This window comes from Acinetobacter populi, assembly GCF_002174125.1.
Classification (GTDB): Bacteria; Pseudomonadota; Gammaproteobacteria; order Pseudomonadales; family Moraxellaceae; genus Acinetobacter; species Acinetobacter populi.
The window spans coordinates 516085-532113 of sequence record NZ_NEXX01000002.1; the positions used below are offsets into that span (position 1 = coordinate 516085).

Annotated in this window: 11 protein-coding genes, 2 tRNA genes and 3 rRNA genes; 4 read left to right on the plus strand and 12 right to left on the minus strand. The window is 42.2% G+C overall.

What is annotated here, in order from left to right; all coding sequences use genetic code 11:
- Nucleotides 1-28 precede the first annotated feature (28 nt).
- The 6 genes from rrf to CAP51_RS08555 form a co-directional block, all read right to left on the minus strand.
- Nucleotides 29-143, minus strand: a 5S ribosomal RNA gene (gene rrf, locus CAP51_RS08530).
- Between the two features lie 170 nt (nt 144-313).
- Nucleotides 314-3205, minus strand: a 23S ribosomal RNA gene (locus CAP51_RS08535).
- A gap of 347 nt (nt 3206-3552) precedes the next feature.
- Nucleotides 3553-3628 (minus strand) — tRNA-Ala (locus CAP51_RS08540).
- Nucleotides 3629-3677: 49 nt separating this feature from the next.
- Nucleotides 3678-3754: transfer RNA gene (locus CAP51_RS08545), tRNA-Ile, on the minus strand.
- Between the two features lie 63 nt (nt 3755-3817).
- Nucleotides 3818-5355 (minus strand): 16S ribosomal RNA (locus tag CAP51_RS08550).
- Together the 16S, 23S and 5S rRNA genes with 2 tRNA genes alongside form the textbook arrangement of a ribosomal RNA operon.
- Before the next feature lie 489 nt (nt 5356-5844).
- On the minus strand, nt 5845-6444 hold the full coding sequence (locus CAP51_RS08555; protein ID WP_087620309.1) for a TetR/AcrR family transcriptional regulator: 600 nt from the start codon (nt 6442-6444) through the stop codon (nt 5845-5847).
- A gap of 85 nt (nt 6445-6529) precedes the next feature.
- On the opposite strand from CAP51_RS08555, the gene CAP51_RS08560 reads away from it, so the two are divergent.
- Nucleotides 6530-7735, plus strand: coding sequence for an oxygenase MpaB family protein (locus tag CAP51_RS08560; protein WP_087620310.1), 1206 nt, complete (start codon nt 6530-6532; stop codon nt 7733-7735).
- A 106-nt stretch (nt 7736-7841) separates the two neighbouring features.
- On the opposite strand, the gene niaP is transcribed toward CAP51_RS08560, so the two are convergent.
- The 4 genes from niaP to hpxO form a co-directional block, all read right to left on the minus strand.
- Nucleotides 7842-9161: a niacin transporter NiaP gene (gene niaP / locus CAP51_RS08565; protein ID WP_087620311.1), complete on the minus strand. Its 1320-nt coding sequence runs from the start codon at nt 9159-9161 to the stop codon at nt 7842-7844.
- A 74-nt stretch (nt 9162-9235) separates the two neighbouring features.
- On the minus strand, nt 9236-9883 hold the full coding sequence (locus CAP51_RS08570; RefSeq protein ID WP_087620312.1) for a trimeric intracellular cation channel family protein: 648 nt from the start codon (nt 9881-9883) through the stop codon (nt 9236-9238).
- Between the two features lie 61 nt (nt 9884-9944).
- Nucleotides 9945-10412 carry a YchJ family protein gene (locus CAP51_RS08575; protein WP_087620313.1) on the minus strand — a complete coding sequence of 156 codons (468 nt, stop codon included), beginning with the start codon at nt 10410-10412 and terminating at the stop codon, nt 9945-9947.
- Nucleotides 10413-10499: 87 nt separating this feature from the next.
- Nucleotides 10500-11657 (minus strand): FAD-dependent urate hydroxylase HpxO, encoded by a 1158-nt coding sequence (hpxO, locus tag CAP51_RS08580; RefSeq protein ID WP_087620314.1) that lies wholly within the window; start codon nt 11655-11657, stop codon nt 10500-10502.
- Nucleotides 11658-11871: 214 nt separating this feature from the next.
- Between hpxO and alc the strand changes: the two genes are divergently transcribed.
- Both alc and CAP51_RS08590 read left to right on the plus strand, forming a co-directional pair.
- Complete coding sequence (alc, locus tag CAP51_RS08585) at nt 11872-12879, plus strand: allantoicase (RefSeq protein WP_087620315.1); 1008 nt, start codon at nt 11872-11874, stop codon at nt 12877-12879.
- Between the two features lie 9 nt (nt 12880-12888).
- Nucleotides 12889-13395: an ureidoglycolate lyase gene (locus CAP51_RS08590; protein WP_087620316.1), complete on the plus strand. Its 507-nt coding sequence runs from the start codon at nt 12889-12891 to the stop codon at nt 13393-13395.
- An 80-nt stretch (nt 13396-13475) separates the two neighbouring features.
- On the opposite strand, the gene CAP51_RS08595 is transcribed toward CAP51_RS08590, so the two are convergent.
- Both CAP51_RS08595 and CAP51_RS08600 read right to left on the minus strand, forming a co-directional pair.
- Nucleotides 13476-14009 carry an FUSC family protein gene (locus CAP51_RS08595; protein WP_087620317.1) on the minus strand — a complete coding sequence of 178 codons (534 nt, stop codon included), beginning with the start codon at nt 14007-14009 and terminating at the stop codon, nt 13476-13478.
- A 51-nt stretch (nt 14010-14060) separates the two neighbouring features.
- A complete protein-coding gene (locus tag CAP51_RS08600) occupies nt 14061-14606 on the minus strand; it encodes a hypothetical protein (RefSeq protein ID WP_245809108.1) in 546 nt (181 codons plus the stop codon).
- A 404-nt stretch (nt 14607-15010) separates the two neighbouring features.
- Between CAP51_RS08600 and CAP51_RS08610 the strand changes: the two genes are divergently transcribed.
- Entirely contained in the window at nt 15011-16006 is a 996-nt protein-coding gene (locus tag CAP51_RS08610) for a restriction endonuclease (protein WP_087620319.1), read from the plus strand.
- The last annotated feature ends 23 nt before the right edge of the window (nt 16007-16029 follow it).

Below are 16029 nucleotides of genomic sequence, written 5' to 3' on the forward strand. Positions count from 1 at the left end.
AGCATCAGCTTGGGGGTTTTGAATAATGAGCTGGCGATGACTTACTCTCACATGGGTAACCCCACACTACCATCAGCGCGAAGAGGTTTCACTTCTGAGTTCGGGAAGGGATCAGGTGGTTCACTCTTGCTATTGTCGCCAGCACAACTGTTATGGTGTTTTTTCGGTCTTAACTGTATTAAACATGCCGATCTTTCACCAAATCTTAAACAGATTGGGCTGTATTGGGTCTGAAATTGTATTGTTTAGCGTTAACTAAATCAAGTATTGATTATATGAAATCAGATTGATAATACAACTGTTTGGGTGTTGTATAGTCAAGCCTCACGAGCAATTAGTATTGGTCAGCTTCATGTATCACTACACTTCCACATCCAACCTATCAACGTCCTAGTCTTGAACGGCTCTTTAGTGTGCTAAGCACAAGGGAAATCTTATCTTGAGGTAGGCTTCCCGCTTAGATGCTTTCAGCGGTTATCCCTTCCGAACATAGCTACCCGGCGATGCCACTGGCGTGACAACCGGTACACCAGAGGTTCGTCCACTCTGGTCCTCTCGTACTAGGAGCAGATCCTCTCAAATTTCCAACGCCCACGGTAGATAGGGACCGAACTGTCTCACGACGTTCTAAACCCAGCTCGCGTACCTCTTTAAATGGCGAACAGCCATACCCTTGGGACCTGCTTCAGCCCCAGGATGAGATGAGCCGACATCGAGGTGCCAAACACCGCCGTCGATATGAACTCTTGGGCGGTATCAGCCTGTTATCCCCAGAGTACCTTTTATCCGTTGAGCGATGGCCCTTCCATACAGAACCACCGGATCACTAAGACCTACTTTCGTACCTGCTCGACTTGTGGGTCTCGCAGTTAAGCGCGCTTTTGCCTTTATACTCTACGCGTGATTTCCGACCACGCTGAGCGCACCTTCGTACTCCTCCGTTACTCTTTAGGAGGAGACCGCCCCAGTCAAACTACCCACCAGACACGGTCCTCGTCCCCGATCAGGGGACAGAGTTAGAACCTCAACATTACCAGGGTGGTATTTCAAGATTGGCTCCATGCAAACTAGCGTTCGCACTTCAAAGCCTCCCACCTATCCTACACAAGTAAGGTCAAAGTTCAGTGTCAAGCTGCAGTAAAGGTTCACGGGGTCTTTCCGTCTAGCCGCGGGTACACTGCATCTTCACAGCGATTTCGATTTCACTGAGCCTCTGCTGGAGACAGCGCCGCCATCATTATGCCATTCGTGCAGGTCGGAACTTACCCGACAAGGAATTTCGCTACCTTAGGACCGTTATAGTTACGGCCGCCGTTTACTGGGGCTTCGATCAAGAGCTTCGCTTACGCTAACCCCATCAATTAACCTTCCAGCACCGGGCAGGCATCACACCCTATACGTCCACTTTCGTGTTTGCAGAGTGCTATGTTTTTAATAAACAGTTGCAGCGGCCTGGTTTCTGCGACTGCCAACAGCTCGGGGAGCAAGTCCCGTCACCATCAGCAGCGTACCTTCTCCCGAAGTTACGGTACCATTTTGCCTAGTTCCTTCAGCAGAGTTCTCTCAAGCGCCTTGGTCTACTCGACCTGACCACCTGTGTCGGTTTAGGGTACGATTCCTGTGTAACTGTAGCTTAGAGACTTTTCCTGGAAGCTTGGTATCAGCCACTTCACTGTACAAGTACAGCTTGCTATCGACTCTCAGCATAGAGCACCCCGGATTTGCCTAAGATGCATGCCTACTGTCTTCCACCTGGACAACCAACGCCAGGCTGACTTAACCTTCTCCGTCCTCTCATCGCATTACACAGAAGTATTGGAATATTAACCAATTTCCCATCGATTACGCCTTTCGGCCTCACCTTAGGGGTCGACTCACCCAGCCCCGATTAACGTTGGACTGGAACCCTTGGTCTTTCGGCGAACGGGTTTTTCACCCGTTTTGTCGTTACTCACGTCAGCATTCGCACTTCTGATACCTCCAGCATACTTCTCAATACACCTTCATCGGCTTACAGAACGCTCCCCTACCACGCATAATAAATTATGCATCCGCAGCTTCGGTACTATATTTTAGCCCCGTTACATCTTCCGCGCAGGCCGACTCGACTAGTGAGCTATTACGCTTTCTTTAAAGGGTGGCTGCTTCTAAGCCAACCTCCTAGCTGTCTATGCCTTCCCACATCGTTTCCCACTTAATATAGATTTTGGGACCTTAGCTGGCGGTCTGGATTGTTTTCCTCTTGACTACGGACGTTAGCACCCGCAGTCTGTCTCCCGGATAGTACTCATAGGTATTCGGAGTTTGCATCGGTTTGGTAAGTCGGGATGACCCCCTAGCCGAAACAGTGCTCTACCCCCTATGGTATTCGTCCGAGGCGCTACCTAAATAGCTTTCGGGGAGAACCAGCTATCACCAGGCTTGATTAGCCTTTCACCCCTATCCACAAGTCATCCCCTGGCTTTTCAACGACAGTGGGTTCGGTCCTCCAGTTAGTGTTACCCAACCTTCAACCTGCTCATGGATAGATCGCCTGGTTTCGGGTCTATACCCAGCAACTATACGCCCTATTAAGACTCGGTTTCCCTACGGCTCCCCTATGCGGTTAACCTCGCTACTGAATATAAGTCGCTGACCCATTATACAAAAGGTACGCAGTCACACCAAAAAGGTGCTCCCACTGCTTGTATGCATGCGGTTTCAGGATCTATTTCACTCCCCTCACAGGGGTTCTTTTCGCCTTTCCCTCACGGTACTGGTTCACTATCGGTCAGTCAGGAGTATTTAGCCTTGGAGGATGGTCCCCCCATATTCAGACAAGGTTTCACGTGCCTCGCCCTACTCGTCATCATCAAGTGTGCACTTTCGTGTACGGGACTATCACCCTCTACGGTAGCACTTCCCAGAGCTTTCCGCTAATACACACTCAACTTAATGGGCTCTTCCCAGGTCGCTCGCCGCTACTGTGGGAATCTCAATTGATTTCTTTTCCTAAGGGTACTGAGATGTTTCACTTCCCCTCGTTCGCCTCAATAACCTATGTATTCAGTTATTGATACCTACCTTACAGTAGGTGGGTTCCCCCATTCAGACATCTCCGGATCACAGGATATTTGCCGCCTCCCCGAAGCTTTTCGCAGGCTATCACGTCTTTCTTCGCCTCTGACTGCCAAGGCATCCACCACATGCACTTAATTACTTGACTATACAACCCCAAACAGTCGCTTGTCCCTACAAGTAGAACAATCAACTTTACAGTTTGAAGTACTGTGAATTTAATCACCATACAGCTTCAATCTAAATTCATATACCAAAACGCTTGATTCAGTTAATTTGCTAGTTCTCAATTCATTTAATTTAAACAATTGCTTGTTTAAATAAATAATTGAGTGAACAATTTATTTCAGACTCAATTTTGCCAATCTGTTAATGAATAACTTAATATCTCGTCGATACCAAGCTAATACCGTGATACTTAAATCACAGAAGTTAATAAACAAGACCTATAATCTCTATTTACTAATTTCTGCAATCCGAACTCATCTTAAGTTCTGGTGGAGACTAGGAGAGTCGAACTCCTGACCTCCTGCGTGCAAAGCAGGCGCTCTACCAACTAAGCTAAGTCCCCAGCTTATATCATTATGTATCGCTTAACCTGTCCACTTCATCAGTTAACTTGGTGGGTCTGACAAGACTTGAACTTGTGACCCCACGCTTATCAAGCGTGTGCTCTAACCAACTGAGCTACAGACCCTTGCGATACATCTTCTAGAAGAACAACTTGTTGTGGATTCTTACCGATCAGTCAACTTTTCGTTAAGGAGGTGATCCAGCCGCAGGTTCCCCTACGGCTACCTTGTTACGACTTCACCCCAGTCATCGGCCACACCGTGGTAACCGCCCTCTTTGCAGTTAGGCTAGCTACTTCTGGTGCAACAAACTCCCATGGTGTGACGGGCGGTGTGTACAAGGCCCGGGAACGTATTCACCGCGGCATTCTGATCCGCGATTACTAGCGATTCCGACTTCATGGAGTCGAGTTGCAGACTCCAATCCGGACTACGATCGGCTTTTTGAGATTAGCATCACATCGCTGTGTAGCAACCCTTTGTACCGACCATTGTAGCACGTGTGTAGCCCTGGCCGTAAGGGCCATGATGACTTGACGTCGTCCCCGCCTTCCTCCAGTTTGTCACTGGCAGTATCCTTAAAGTTCCCATCCGAAATGCTGGCAAGTAAGGAAAAGGGTTGCGCTCGTTGCGGGACTTAACCCAACATCTCACGACACGAGCTGACGACAGCCATGCAGCACCTGTATCTAAGTTCCCGAAGGCACTAAAGCATCTCTGCTATATTCTTAGTATGTCAAGGCCAGGTAAGGTTCTTCGCGTTGCATCGAATTAAACCACATGCTCCACCGCTTGTGCGGGCCCCCGTCAATTCATTTGAGTTTTAGTCTTGCGACCGTACTCCCCAGGCGGTCTACTTATCGCGTTAGCTGCGCCACTAAAGCCTCAAAGGCCCCAACGGCTAGTAGACATCGTTTACGGCATGGACTACCAGGGTATCTAATCCTGTTTGCTCCCCATGCTTTCGTACCTCAGCGTCAGTATTAGGCCAGATGGCTGCCTTCGCCATCGGTATTCCTCCAGATCTCTACGCATTTCACCGCTACACCTGGAATTCTACCATCCTCTCCCATACTCTAGCCAACCAGTATCGAATGCAATTCCCAAGTTAAGCTCGGGGATTTCACATTTGACTTAATTGGCCGCCTACGCACGCTTTACGCCCAGTAAATCCGATTAACGCTCGCACCCTCTGTATTACCGCGGCTGCTGGCACAGAGTTAGCCGGTGCTTATTCTGCGAGTAACGTCCACTCATTCAGGGTATTAACCTAAAGAGCCTCCTCCTCGCTTAAAGTGCTTTACAACAAAAATGCCTTCTTCACACACGCGGCATGGCTGGATCAGGGTTCCCCCCATTGTCCAATATTCCCCACTGCTGCCTCCCGTAGGAGTCTGGGCCGTGTCTCAGTCCCAGTGTGGCGGATCATCCTCTCAGACCCGCTACAGATCGTCGCCTTGGTAGGCCTTTACCCCACCAACTAGCTAATCCGACTTAGGCTCATCTATTAGCGCAAGGTCATAAAGAGCCCCTGCTTTCTCCCGTAGGACGTATGCGGTATTAGCGTCCCTTTCGAAACGTTGTCCCCCACTAATAGGCAGATTCCTAAGTATTACTCACCCGTCCGCCGCTAGGTCCGGTAGCAAGCTACCTTCCCCCGCTCGACTTGCATGTGTTAAGCCTGCCGCCAGCGTTCAATCTGAGCCATGATCAAACTCTTCAGTTAAAATCATTTTGTACCTTATTTATAGAAAAGGTACCAATTCTTGCTCATCAATCGTACTGACTTAAATATTCTCAAATAAACTTCGAGTAATTTAAACCAATTAATTAATGAAATATATTCATCAACCAACCAGTAAAAATCCACACAAGTTGTTCTTCTATGCTCTTAATGATCTTCCTACTGATTCGTCACCAGCAAGCTAGGTCGGCTATTCTACTCTAAATCTCTTTAAAGTCAACTAGTAATTTCGATTGTTTCTAAACTTATTCCTTCAAACCAAATATTAATAAAAACCCTTAAGTTCCAACTAACACCCTGTTTTTCAACAAGTTTTAATCTGCATCACCGCCGATGGATGTGCATTCTACAGCATTCCAGAACGGTTGCAAGCGGTTATCAGATATTTTTTTATCGTGTGCTTGATTAACATACCAATATTTTTTAAGTTATTGTTTTTTATTAATATTATAAAGATCATTAAATCAGCAGTTATTTGTCAATTCCCAGATAAGCCATGATCATAACTGATAACTCGTGTTTTAACCGCTCTTCTTCAATTAAAAAATTACTTTGGCTTGCATATCTCATCATGGTGAATAAGGTACTGTTAATGATGACAAATGATTTATGCTTTAAGGTTTCAAAGTTCCAGTGTTGATAATAGCGATTAAACACATACATACCCACTTCAAAGAAATGCCGCTCAAGTACTTCCGAAGCTTCAGAATCATTATAGGTATGCCAGTTCTTTAGAATTTCAATAAAAAAGCCATGATCAGCTTTTAGTGTGGCAAAGCCAAACGCAATACTTAATGTGATGATGTCCCGAATATCAACGTCGGACTGCGTCATCACCAGTTGTTTTAAGCCTTGCCCCAAATGCTCACTTTTTTGTAGTAGTAACTCGGAAATGATCTGCTCTTTATTTTCAAAGTATTGATAGATCGAACCAACACTCACCCCAGATTTTTCAGCTATTTTTGGCGTAGTAACATGAATGATGCCATATTCAGCAATGCATTTTTGCGCACCTTCCAAAATACTTTCTACCACCACTTTGGCACGGCGTTGCTGCGGTCTTTTTCTCATACAGCGCTCCTCTAGAAATGCGAATTGAATGCGAATAATTATTCATATTAAGCTGTGATTAAATAACAAGCTGAGTCATATTGCAATGTATACATCATCCCCGTCCCGTCTTGTCCCCTTTGAAGCAACTCAAAAAAGTGACTGGATTGCCCAAGTCCTCAATAAGCTTTGTGATCAACCTGTACAGCCAACCGCCCAAGACTATTCTGCTTTGCAACAAGCATTGTCCAAAGGTGATGGGCCAATGGAGGCAGTCATTGAATGGGTGATGCAGAATCCCAAACAGCATCGTCAGTATTTTGAAACTGCCCTATTCAAAGGACTGGATGCACTTCCTGAGAATATTCCAGAACTAGACAGTTTTTTTCGCCATGTGGAAACCAAGCCAAGTTGGGTTGATGACGACAAGATTAATCGAGCAATTGATTTTACTTATCGACTAGGCATCAATAATGGTTTGGTGCTTAGAGATGTATCACTCATGGCTGGATATATGTTTCCCGGCTTTAATCAGCCTTTGATACTGACTGGGGCTTTAAAACAGCAAGTAGGTACACGTCTGGCAGAAACCACAAAATGGTGGATTGACATTACCGAACGTAATGGCCTAGAGCGCTATAATCATGGTTTTAGCTCAACCATTTATGTTCGTTTTATTCATGCTTTAGTTCGCCATCAACTCAAAAAGTCCGAACGTTGGGATGCCGACACATGGGGCGTCCCAATTAATCAATTTGATCTCGCGATGACTAATATAGCATTTAGCAGTGTCGTATTACTTGGGATACGAGGTTTAGGTATTTTCCCCAATAAAGCTGAAGTGGATGACTATCTACATTTTTGGCGTTATGTCGGGTGGTTGATGGGCGTAGAAGAACAGTGGCAAGTCAAAAAGGAATCAGAAGGCTGGCGCTTTATGTATTGGTTGCAGTTCAGCCATCCAAAATCTGATGCCAGCAGTGCTGCATTAGGCGCAAGTTTGTCTAAAGAGCCGTTTGAACGCGAATATCGTTATTTACGATCATTGCAGCAAAAATTAGCCTATCGTCAACATTTGGAAATCACCCAATTCTTTATTGGCAAGAAACGCATGCAAAGTCTTGGGCTGCCTAACCGTCCTGCTGCATGGTTTGCTTACTATCTGATCGCACGTAATGTGGTACTGTACACAGGTGCCAAACGCATTCCAAAATTAAAACATTTTTTAGAGAATAATGGTCGTCAAATGCAGAAGATGGGACTGGCTTTGTATAAAAACCAATCCAAGAAACTTGCCAGTATGCATAAATGAAGTAGCTCGGAATGTATCTGCAAGTACACCTGAAAATACATAAAGATAGATGGAACTAACATCCAAAGATCATCTTGGATGATAACGGCGGTTATTAGACTGCTGATTATTGACTAATTGACTCTAATGTTCTGCCTTTAGTTTCTTCACCCAAGATCAGAACCACCAATGCGACTGCCATTAACACGGCGGTAAACATCAGAAATACGTTATGGAAACTATTCGGCAAGTCCATCATGGCCGTCACCACAATCGGAGCGCATATACCACCGATACGACCAATTGCCGAAGCCCAACCCGAACCGAAGGCACGGATATTTGTCGGATATTGTTCTGGTGTATAGGTATAAACCACACCCCATGCGCCTAGATTAAAGAAAGATAATAGACAGCCCCAAACTACAATCATGGTCACTGACCCAGTATTCCCAAAAAAATAAGCACAAACAGCACATGCTGCAATAAATCCTGCTAATGTAAATTTACGCCCAAATTTTTCCACACACCAGGCGGCAGCAAGATACCCCGGCAATTGTGCCAGAATCATGACCAGAACATATTCAAAGGATTTGACAATGGTATAGCCTTCTTGCACCAAAAGGCTGGGTAACCAAGTAAATATACCGTAATAGGAATAAACCACACCAAACCAGATCAGCCAAAGCATTAAGGATCGTTTCCATAATGGTTTGGACCAGAGCTGACGAAAGGAAACATTATTCTGTGTGGCAACTGGAATGGCTTTAATTTGCTGGAAAACGGGTAATCCTGCCTGTTTTTCCATTTTACAGACAATCTGGTGAGCTTCTTGCAAACGACCACGATTAATGAGATAAGGAATGGATTCCGGAACTTTTTTCCAGATCACGAATACATAAAGTGCAGGTAAACCGCCAATTAAAAAAGCGGCATGCCAGCCAAATTTTGGAATAAAAAAGTAAGAGACCAGTGCGGCAACCAGCCAGCCCAAACCCCAGAAACTTTCAAGTAATACAATAAAACGACCACGGACCTGTGCCGGAATATATTCACTGACCAGAGATACCGCAACTGGTAACTGTCCACCCAGTCCCAGACCAACGATAAATCTGCATAGCAAGAGCCAGGTCAGATCTGGTGCAAAAGCACAGAGTGCCGTTGCAATACTATAGATAAACAAGGTCGCTGCAAAAACAGTTTTTCGGCCAATTTTATCCGCGATTGCGCCTGCCACCACCGCACCAATAGCCATACCAACAAAAGTAAGGCTCACAATAGATGCTTTTTGCTTGGCATCAAGAGACCAATCCGAAGCAAGTTCGGTCATGATAAAGGAAATCATGCCCGTATCCATAGCGTCGAACATCCAGCCCAGTCCAATCATCCACAATAAGGTGTAATGGAATTTACCGACTGGGATACGCTGTACCCGACTGATCAAATCCATAGAACTTCCCCCATCAAATATAGATTGGATTGCTTAAGCAAAAATCTTGCTCAAAAGATAAAATATCTGGTGACTTAATGCTCATCCGTTGAAGATGCGGAACTTTCATCATCTTCCTGATAGATAAATTTGGGCATTTCCAGACCAAAATAGATGGCAACCACACGTAAAGTGAAGCCAAAAATCAGGGTAAAAATAACTGTCGCTTCAAGATTCAAGCGTGCATAGTGGAAACAAATCCAGTAAAATACTACCGCAGCAAAGGAAATACTGGCATAAAGTTCACGACGGAAGACCAACGGTACATCGTTACACAAAATATCACGCAAAATACCACCTGACACCCCGGTTAATACACCTGCAACCGCAGCAACCACAAAGCCATGTCCCATCTGGATGGCAATCTGGCATCCAATAATTGTAAAACCAATTAAACCCAAGGCATCGAGTAATAGGAAAATATTACGTAAATGCTTCATCCATTTGGCAATAATAATAGTGAATAATGCTGCAAAAGTCGTCAGCACCAAATACTCAGGATGCTTTACCCAAGTGAGAGGATAATGTCCCAACAACACATCACGAACTGAACCGCCACCAAGAGCAGTCACACTGGCAATCAAAATAACACCAAACCAGTCCATACTACGACGACCTGCGGAAAGTGCCCCGGTCATTGCCTCAGCAGTAATGGCAATAATATAAATAATGGTCAGCAACATGCGTTACATCATCAGGCTTTTTAAAATTACGCTATTGTAGCCGAGTTTAGCTAAAAAGTAGTTAGAGATAGGGTGCACAGCATTGCTTAAATTTTTTACCTGATCCACACAAACAGGGTTGCTTCATGGTCAAAGCGATCTCTACGGTTGGATCCAGAAAATACCACCGTCCATCAATACATGTAAAGGTGGATAATTCATGATGAAACTGCCGTCCTTCACTTGTTAGATAATAAGCTTTAAATTCAACCTGTGCATGATTTTTATCGACTTTTGGACGATGCTGAATAATGTCTAACCCATCCCATTGGGTTTCTTCACTCCATTGCAGCATTGCTTCTTTATCAAGTGATTTTTGCTGAGCCGGAACAGTTGTTGTCACAATATAGTCAATATTTTTCTGCACATAAGCTGCATACCGTGACCGCATCAATTGTTCCGCATTTTCCGGGTATCGCTCCCCAAGATGAAAAGGTTGGCAACAGTTTTCATCATCTTGCCCTGATTGACAGATGCATTGTTCAGACATTTTGCTATCAATTGATAAAAAAGAGACCACATTATAAAGAATATAGGTGATCTCAGGAGAAAATAAGAACTTATAAAATCATTAAAATTAGTCTAATGGATTGCCAATAATATTACTGATAATCCCTTTCATGATACGCTCACCGTCTTCATGACGTAGCTCTTCATACCATGCTGTGGTTTCTGCCTCATCTTTCATATGAGTCACATCGCAGCGTTTACGTGCACGTAAGACCAATTCATTGGCACGAGGACTACGCATATCTTGATACCGTTGTAAGGCATCGGCAAGACTATTGGTATTGATCTGTAAAGAACGGGTTAAGTAAATAGCATCTTCCAGCGCCTGACATCCACCTTGTCCAATATCCGGTGTAGTGCTGTGTGCCGCATCACCAAGAATCACACAACGACCTTTGTACCATTCATAGAATGGTTCAATATCATGAATTTCTACACGGTTGGTTCTTTGCGGATCAATTTGATCAATCAATTTCTGTACCGGTTCACACCAGCCAGCAAAATATTCTTTTAATAAAGTTTTATATTCAGCTTTATCGTTGCCCAAGCCCACAGGTAAAGGCACATCAAAGAAGAAATAGAAACGATTGCCTGCAATTGGCATTAAGGAAACACGTTTACCTTCGCCAACAAAGGTTGTCCATTGATCTGCTGGCGCAATACTTTCATCGATTTCAACCAGACCATTCCAATTGACATAACCAGCATAGCGACGTTCAACTTTTTTACCTAAAATATATTCACGTGCATAAGAATGGGTTCCATCGGCACCAATTAATAAGTCCGCTTCCACTTTAGTACCATTAGACAATTCAGCCGTGATACTGTCACCATGATCTTCAATACCAATCAAGCGAACACCCAGATGAATGTCTTCACGCCCAAATTCATCCATCAGCATATTTTGCAATTCGGCACGGGACACCGGATAAGGGCGCTGTCCAACTTCATCAATCAGCGACTGTAGGCCAAATTGCGTCATGATCTCATTATTTAAGCCATCCACATAAGCCATACGATCCATAATACCGCCAAGTTTTTCAACTTGTGTCTGTAATCCCATGTAGTTCAGGCATTTTACCCCATTTGACCATACAGAAATGGCTGCACCCACTGGAAGAATTTTTTCAACTTGCTCATATACCGTGACGTCATGCCCATATTTTTTAAGCAAAATACCTGCTGATAACCCACCAATTCCTGCGCCAATAATCACGATACGCATATGTTTCTCCAATGCTCTATCTGCTTAATTTTTAATTTACAGTATCAATCCCTACAAAAAACATGCCATTTTAACCACTTTGACAACAATGTATAATTTAATTGTTAACAAAATACGATTTATCTGGAAAATACGGGTACTGTTAGATGTGCCGTTGACCGAAATTTGATAGCATTACCCTGTTCTTTCGGACTGACTTACTTTGGATTGATTTATGGCAACCTTACTTGCTCCAGAATTTACTATACCTGAAACCCTTCTTCCTTACACCAACCTTGCAGACGAACGTCTAGGCACTGCAATCGTTAGCTGTTCTGATCAATTCTTTGCTGAGGCAAAGCGTATGCTGCAATTTGCTGCGCCGATTTTTGTTGAAGACAAATTTGATGATCATGGTAAATGGATGGACGGCTGGGAAACACGCCGTAAACGTGAAGCAGGTTATGACTGGTGTATTATCCAACTGGGTGTTGCTGGAACAATTCAGGCTGTAGATATCGACACCACCTTTTTTACAGGTAACTATCCTGCATCTGCATCATTAGAGGGCTGTTATGCACCAAATGGTGACATCGATAATGCACAATGGCAGAGCATTTTACCCAACAGTTTGTTAGGTCCTAGCCAACATCATGTTCTTATCAGCCAAAATACTGCACAAGTATTTACCCATGTCCGTCTGAATATCTTCCCGGATGGCGGTATTGCCCGTTTAAAAATTTATGGTCAAGTCCAGATTCAAGCGCAACGTACCGACGAAACGCTGGATTTGGTGGCGTTAAGAAACGGTGGCCGAATCGTGGCATTCAGTGATGCCCACTTTGGTCATCCGCGTAACCTGATCAATCCTGGTCGTGGTATTAACATGGGTGACGGCTGGGAAACCAAACGCCGCCGTGCACCAGGTTATGACTGGTGTATTATTGCATTGGGTCAAGCAGGTAAAATCGAAAAGATTGAAATTGATACTGCACACTTTAAAGGCAATTTCCCTGCGCAAGTATCTATTCAGGCAACCTATATCGAAGATGCAACTGATGCACAATTGATTCCACAAAGTATGTTCTGGGATTACTTACTAGATGCACAGTCAATGCAAATGGATCATATCCATGAATATCTAAACGAAATTCTGGCCCATGAAAAAATCTCCCATATCCGTGTCAATATGATTCCTGATGGTGGAATCAGCCGTATTCGCTTATGGGGCAAATTGGTATAAGAGAGCAAAATGAGCAATCTAGTCGTGGACGTGCAACCGCTAACTAAAGATAACTTTGCCGAATTTGGTGAAGTAATCAGTTACGAAAATAATGATTTTTTCTATATTAATGACCAGCACACCGAACGCTATCATGCGCTGGTCAGTACAGAAATTATCGGTGAGGCCAAAGCAGGGATCAGTATTTTTCGCAATATTAAAAAAACTGAGTTACCACTGGAAATCCATATGCTGGAACGCCATCCCAATGGTTCACAGGCGTTTATACCCATGCAGGGACAAAAGTTTCTCATCGTGGTTGCACCTGCACTTGATGATCAGACACCGGATATTAATCATATTCGTGCATTTATCAGCGATGGTTATCAGGGTGTAAACTATCGGGCCGGTACATGGCATCATCCATTGCTTACCTTTGAAGCACCAAGTGATTTTGCTGTCGTTGATCGTATCGGCACAGGACATAATTGTGATGTGTATACTTTCCCTTATAGCATCATGGTTAAGGATCACTAAATCCCTGCTGCTTAATCTTATTCATCAAAAAGGCTGAGATAACTCGTTATCTCAGCCTTTTTGTGATTCTTTAAAAATGATCACAATTTATTCAGTTGTTTTGTCCAGAAATTACGTGCCACAATATCTACTACATAGGCAATCAAACAACCAACGATACAAAATACAATACGCATCAATGCACCTTCAATACTATGATGAGATACATCATAAATCGTCACAATCAGAAAACTTGCCAAGGCGATCCCGCAATATTCAGCATGATTCATTAAGATACAACATAAGGTCGTCAGCAAAATACCAAGAATTAAAAACCAGTATTCCAGATTGATATAATACCCTTTATGATGTGAAATATTGGCGATGAGCAACCAGATCGCAATCCCGACAACGGAACCGATCACATTCCCAGTCACCTGATTAAAATTGACTTTATTTTTACTGTCATACTGTACGGTAAAAAATGCAGTTAATGAGGCCCATAGAAAAAAATTGGTATTTTTATCCTTATCAAATGTAATCGCCAGCAATGCAATCAAGCCAGCACAACTTAAAATTTTGATGGTATAGAGTACTTTTTCTGACTTTAAGATATCGTCTATATTGATTAGCATTTGATATTACTCTTTCATCATATTGTTAATATTTGTTTTAACAAAGTAGAATCAAATTAAAAAATTTAATCTAACCGTTAATGAACCATCTAAGCCGAGATCGAAAGTATCCTCTGGATTATCCGTCTTTAAAAAAAATATCATATTTTGGCTAAGTATTTTTTCTAACTCTTGCCGATCTTGTTCATTGACTTTTTCATCAAAAACATAGGTGGTAAAACCAAGTTGCCCTTGATGATTCGATTTTTTCAAATGACTGACGTGATCTATTATTTTATTTGCAATATTAATAATTTTTGCTTTACCTTCGGTTTCATTTAATTCAAAAGCCTTATCTTTTAATACCTGTTCCAGTTTTGCAGGAACGATAAACCATGAAGGATTGCCCATTGCTGTAGGAAAACCTTTTGGTGATTGCTTTGTACCATTCCACCGTAAACCCAATTTATCTTCTATTAAATTAGTTTCTTCACTTTTCCATTTTAATTTGGCCAAAGAGAATGAATTTTCTCCACCATCATATATCACATGAATAGCTGTAATATTTTTTCTTGGTGTTACAACATCATATGGATTAACGCAATTTTCCAATTTCACACCCTTTAACACACATCTAATAATATGTAGTATTTTATATGTAAAGTAAAATGAAAATAGGTATTTTTTGGTTTTATAAAAAAGTGTTTTAGGAATATCTCATTCTTTCGCAGCTGAACATGCTGACTCACTAGGACTTATAGATTCCATATACACATGTGGAACTATGGAGTAATATTCAGGCTAATACGCCTGAACTTATTCACTTTGATTATGAAGAAATTCCCAGATGACGAGCAATCTATGATGTGAATAAGAAAAAACTAATTATTTATCTAGATCAAAAACTTCTCTTCAAAGATAAAGTACAAAAAATATATGATTTTTTTAATACCGCAAGTCACGAAGTTATTTTAAAAAAAGATCCTCATTATCAAACCAAATGTTAAACCACTGGAAAATCAATGAAAATTTTAATGGTAAGAAGCCCACTTGTTGCAATAAATAAAGGATATATTGGATATGGTCGGGCTAGAGTCAATTTTTCAACTTATCAGTCTGTCACTGATATTGTACAGGCGATCAATGAAAAATATGAAAATGGTATCGGACGTAATACCAACAATATTTCTAGATTTTTTAATCTACAAAAAGGTGATGTTGTGGTTGTCCCTTTATCCAAGGCAATAACTATCGGTATCGTAGAAGGAGAAAAATCCTTTGATCTTAATTTAGCAAAAGATAAGGCATGTAATTTAATTGCTGTAAATTTTTTTAGAACAGTCGATGGACATATTTTGAGAATCCCAAGAAAGGATCTATCTCAGGGATTAGAAAGTCGTTTAAAATCTAGGACGACTATCTCAAATTTAAACATATATAAAGATGAAATTCATAGAATCATAGATTCTATCGAATCTCAGGGTGCCTATAAACAAGATACTTATCTCTTAGAACAAATAGCTGAATCAGAAATAAATTTTAAAAACAATCTCCTTAGCGCTATCACTTCTGGCAAAACTTGGCTTTCAGCAGGAGGTAATGGTTTGGAACATTTAGTCAAAGAACTACTGGAAGCCGAAGGCTATAATGCCAAAATACAGGCTAAAAACCAATCCTCAGACATTGCCGATGTAGATATTGTCGCACAAAAAATAGACCGTTTTTCAGAATCGTATCTTGAAGTTCAAGTTAAGCATCATCATCATATTTCTGGGAAGCATGGTTTAGAGCAATTAATTGCTTATGAAACGCATGATTCAGAAAATGAACACCTAAAATTATTTATCACTACAGCTAATCTGTCTGAAAGCAATAAAGAATATGCAACTGCCAATAATATAAGATATATGACAGGCGATGAATTGGTAGATTGGATTTATGATCAATTACCTAAACTATCCTTTAAAACCAAACAATTGCTAGGCATTATTGAAATACCAACTGTTGTAAAGTCATAAAATTTAAAGGACATATTAACTTA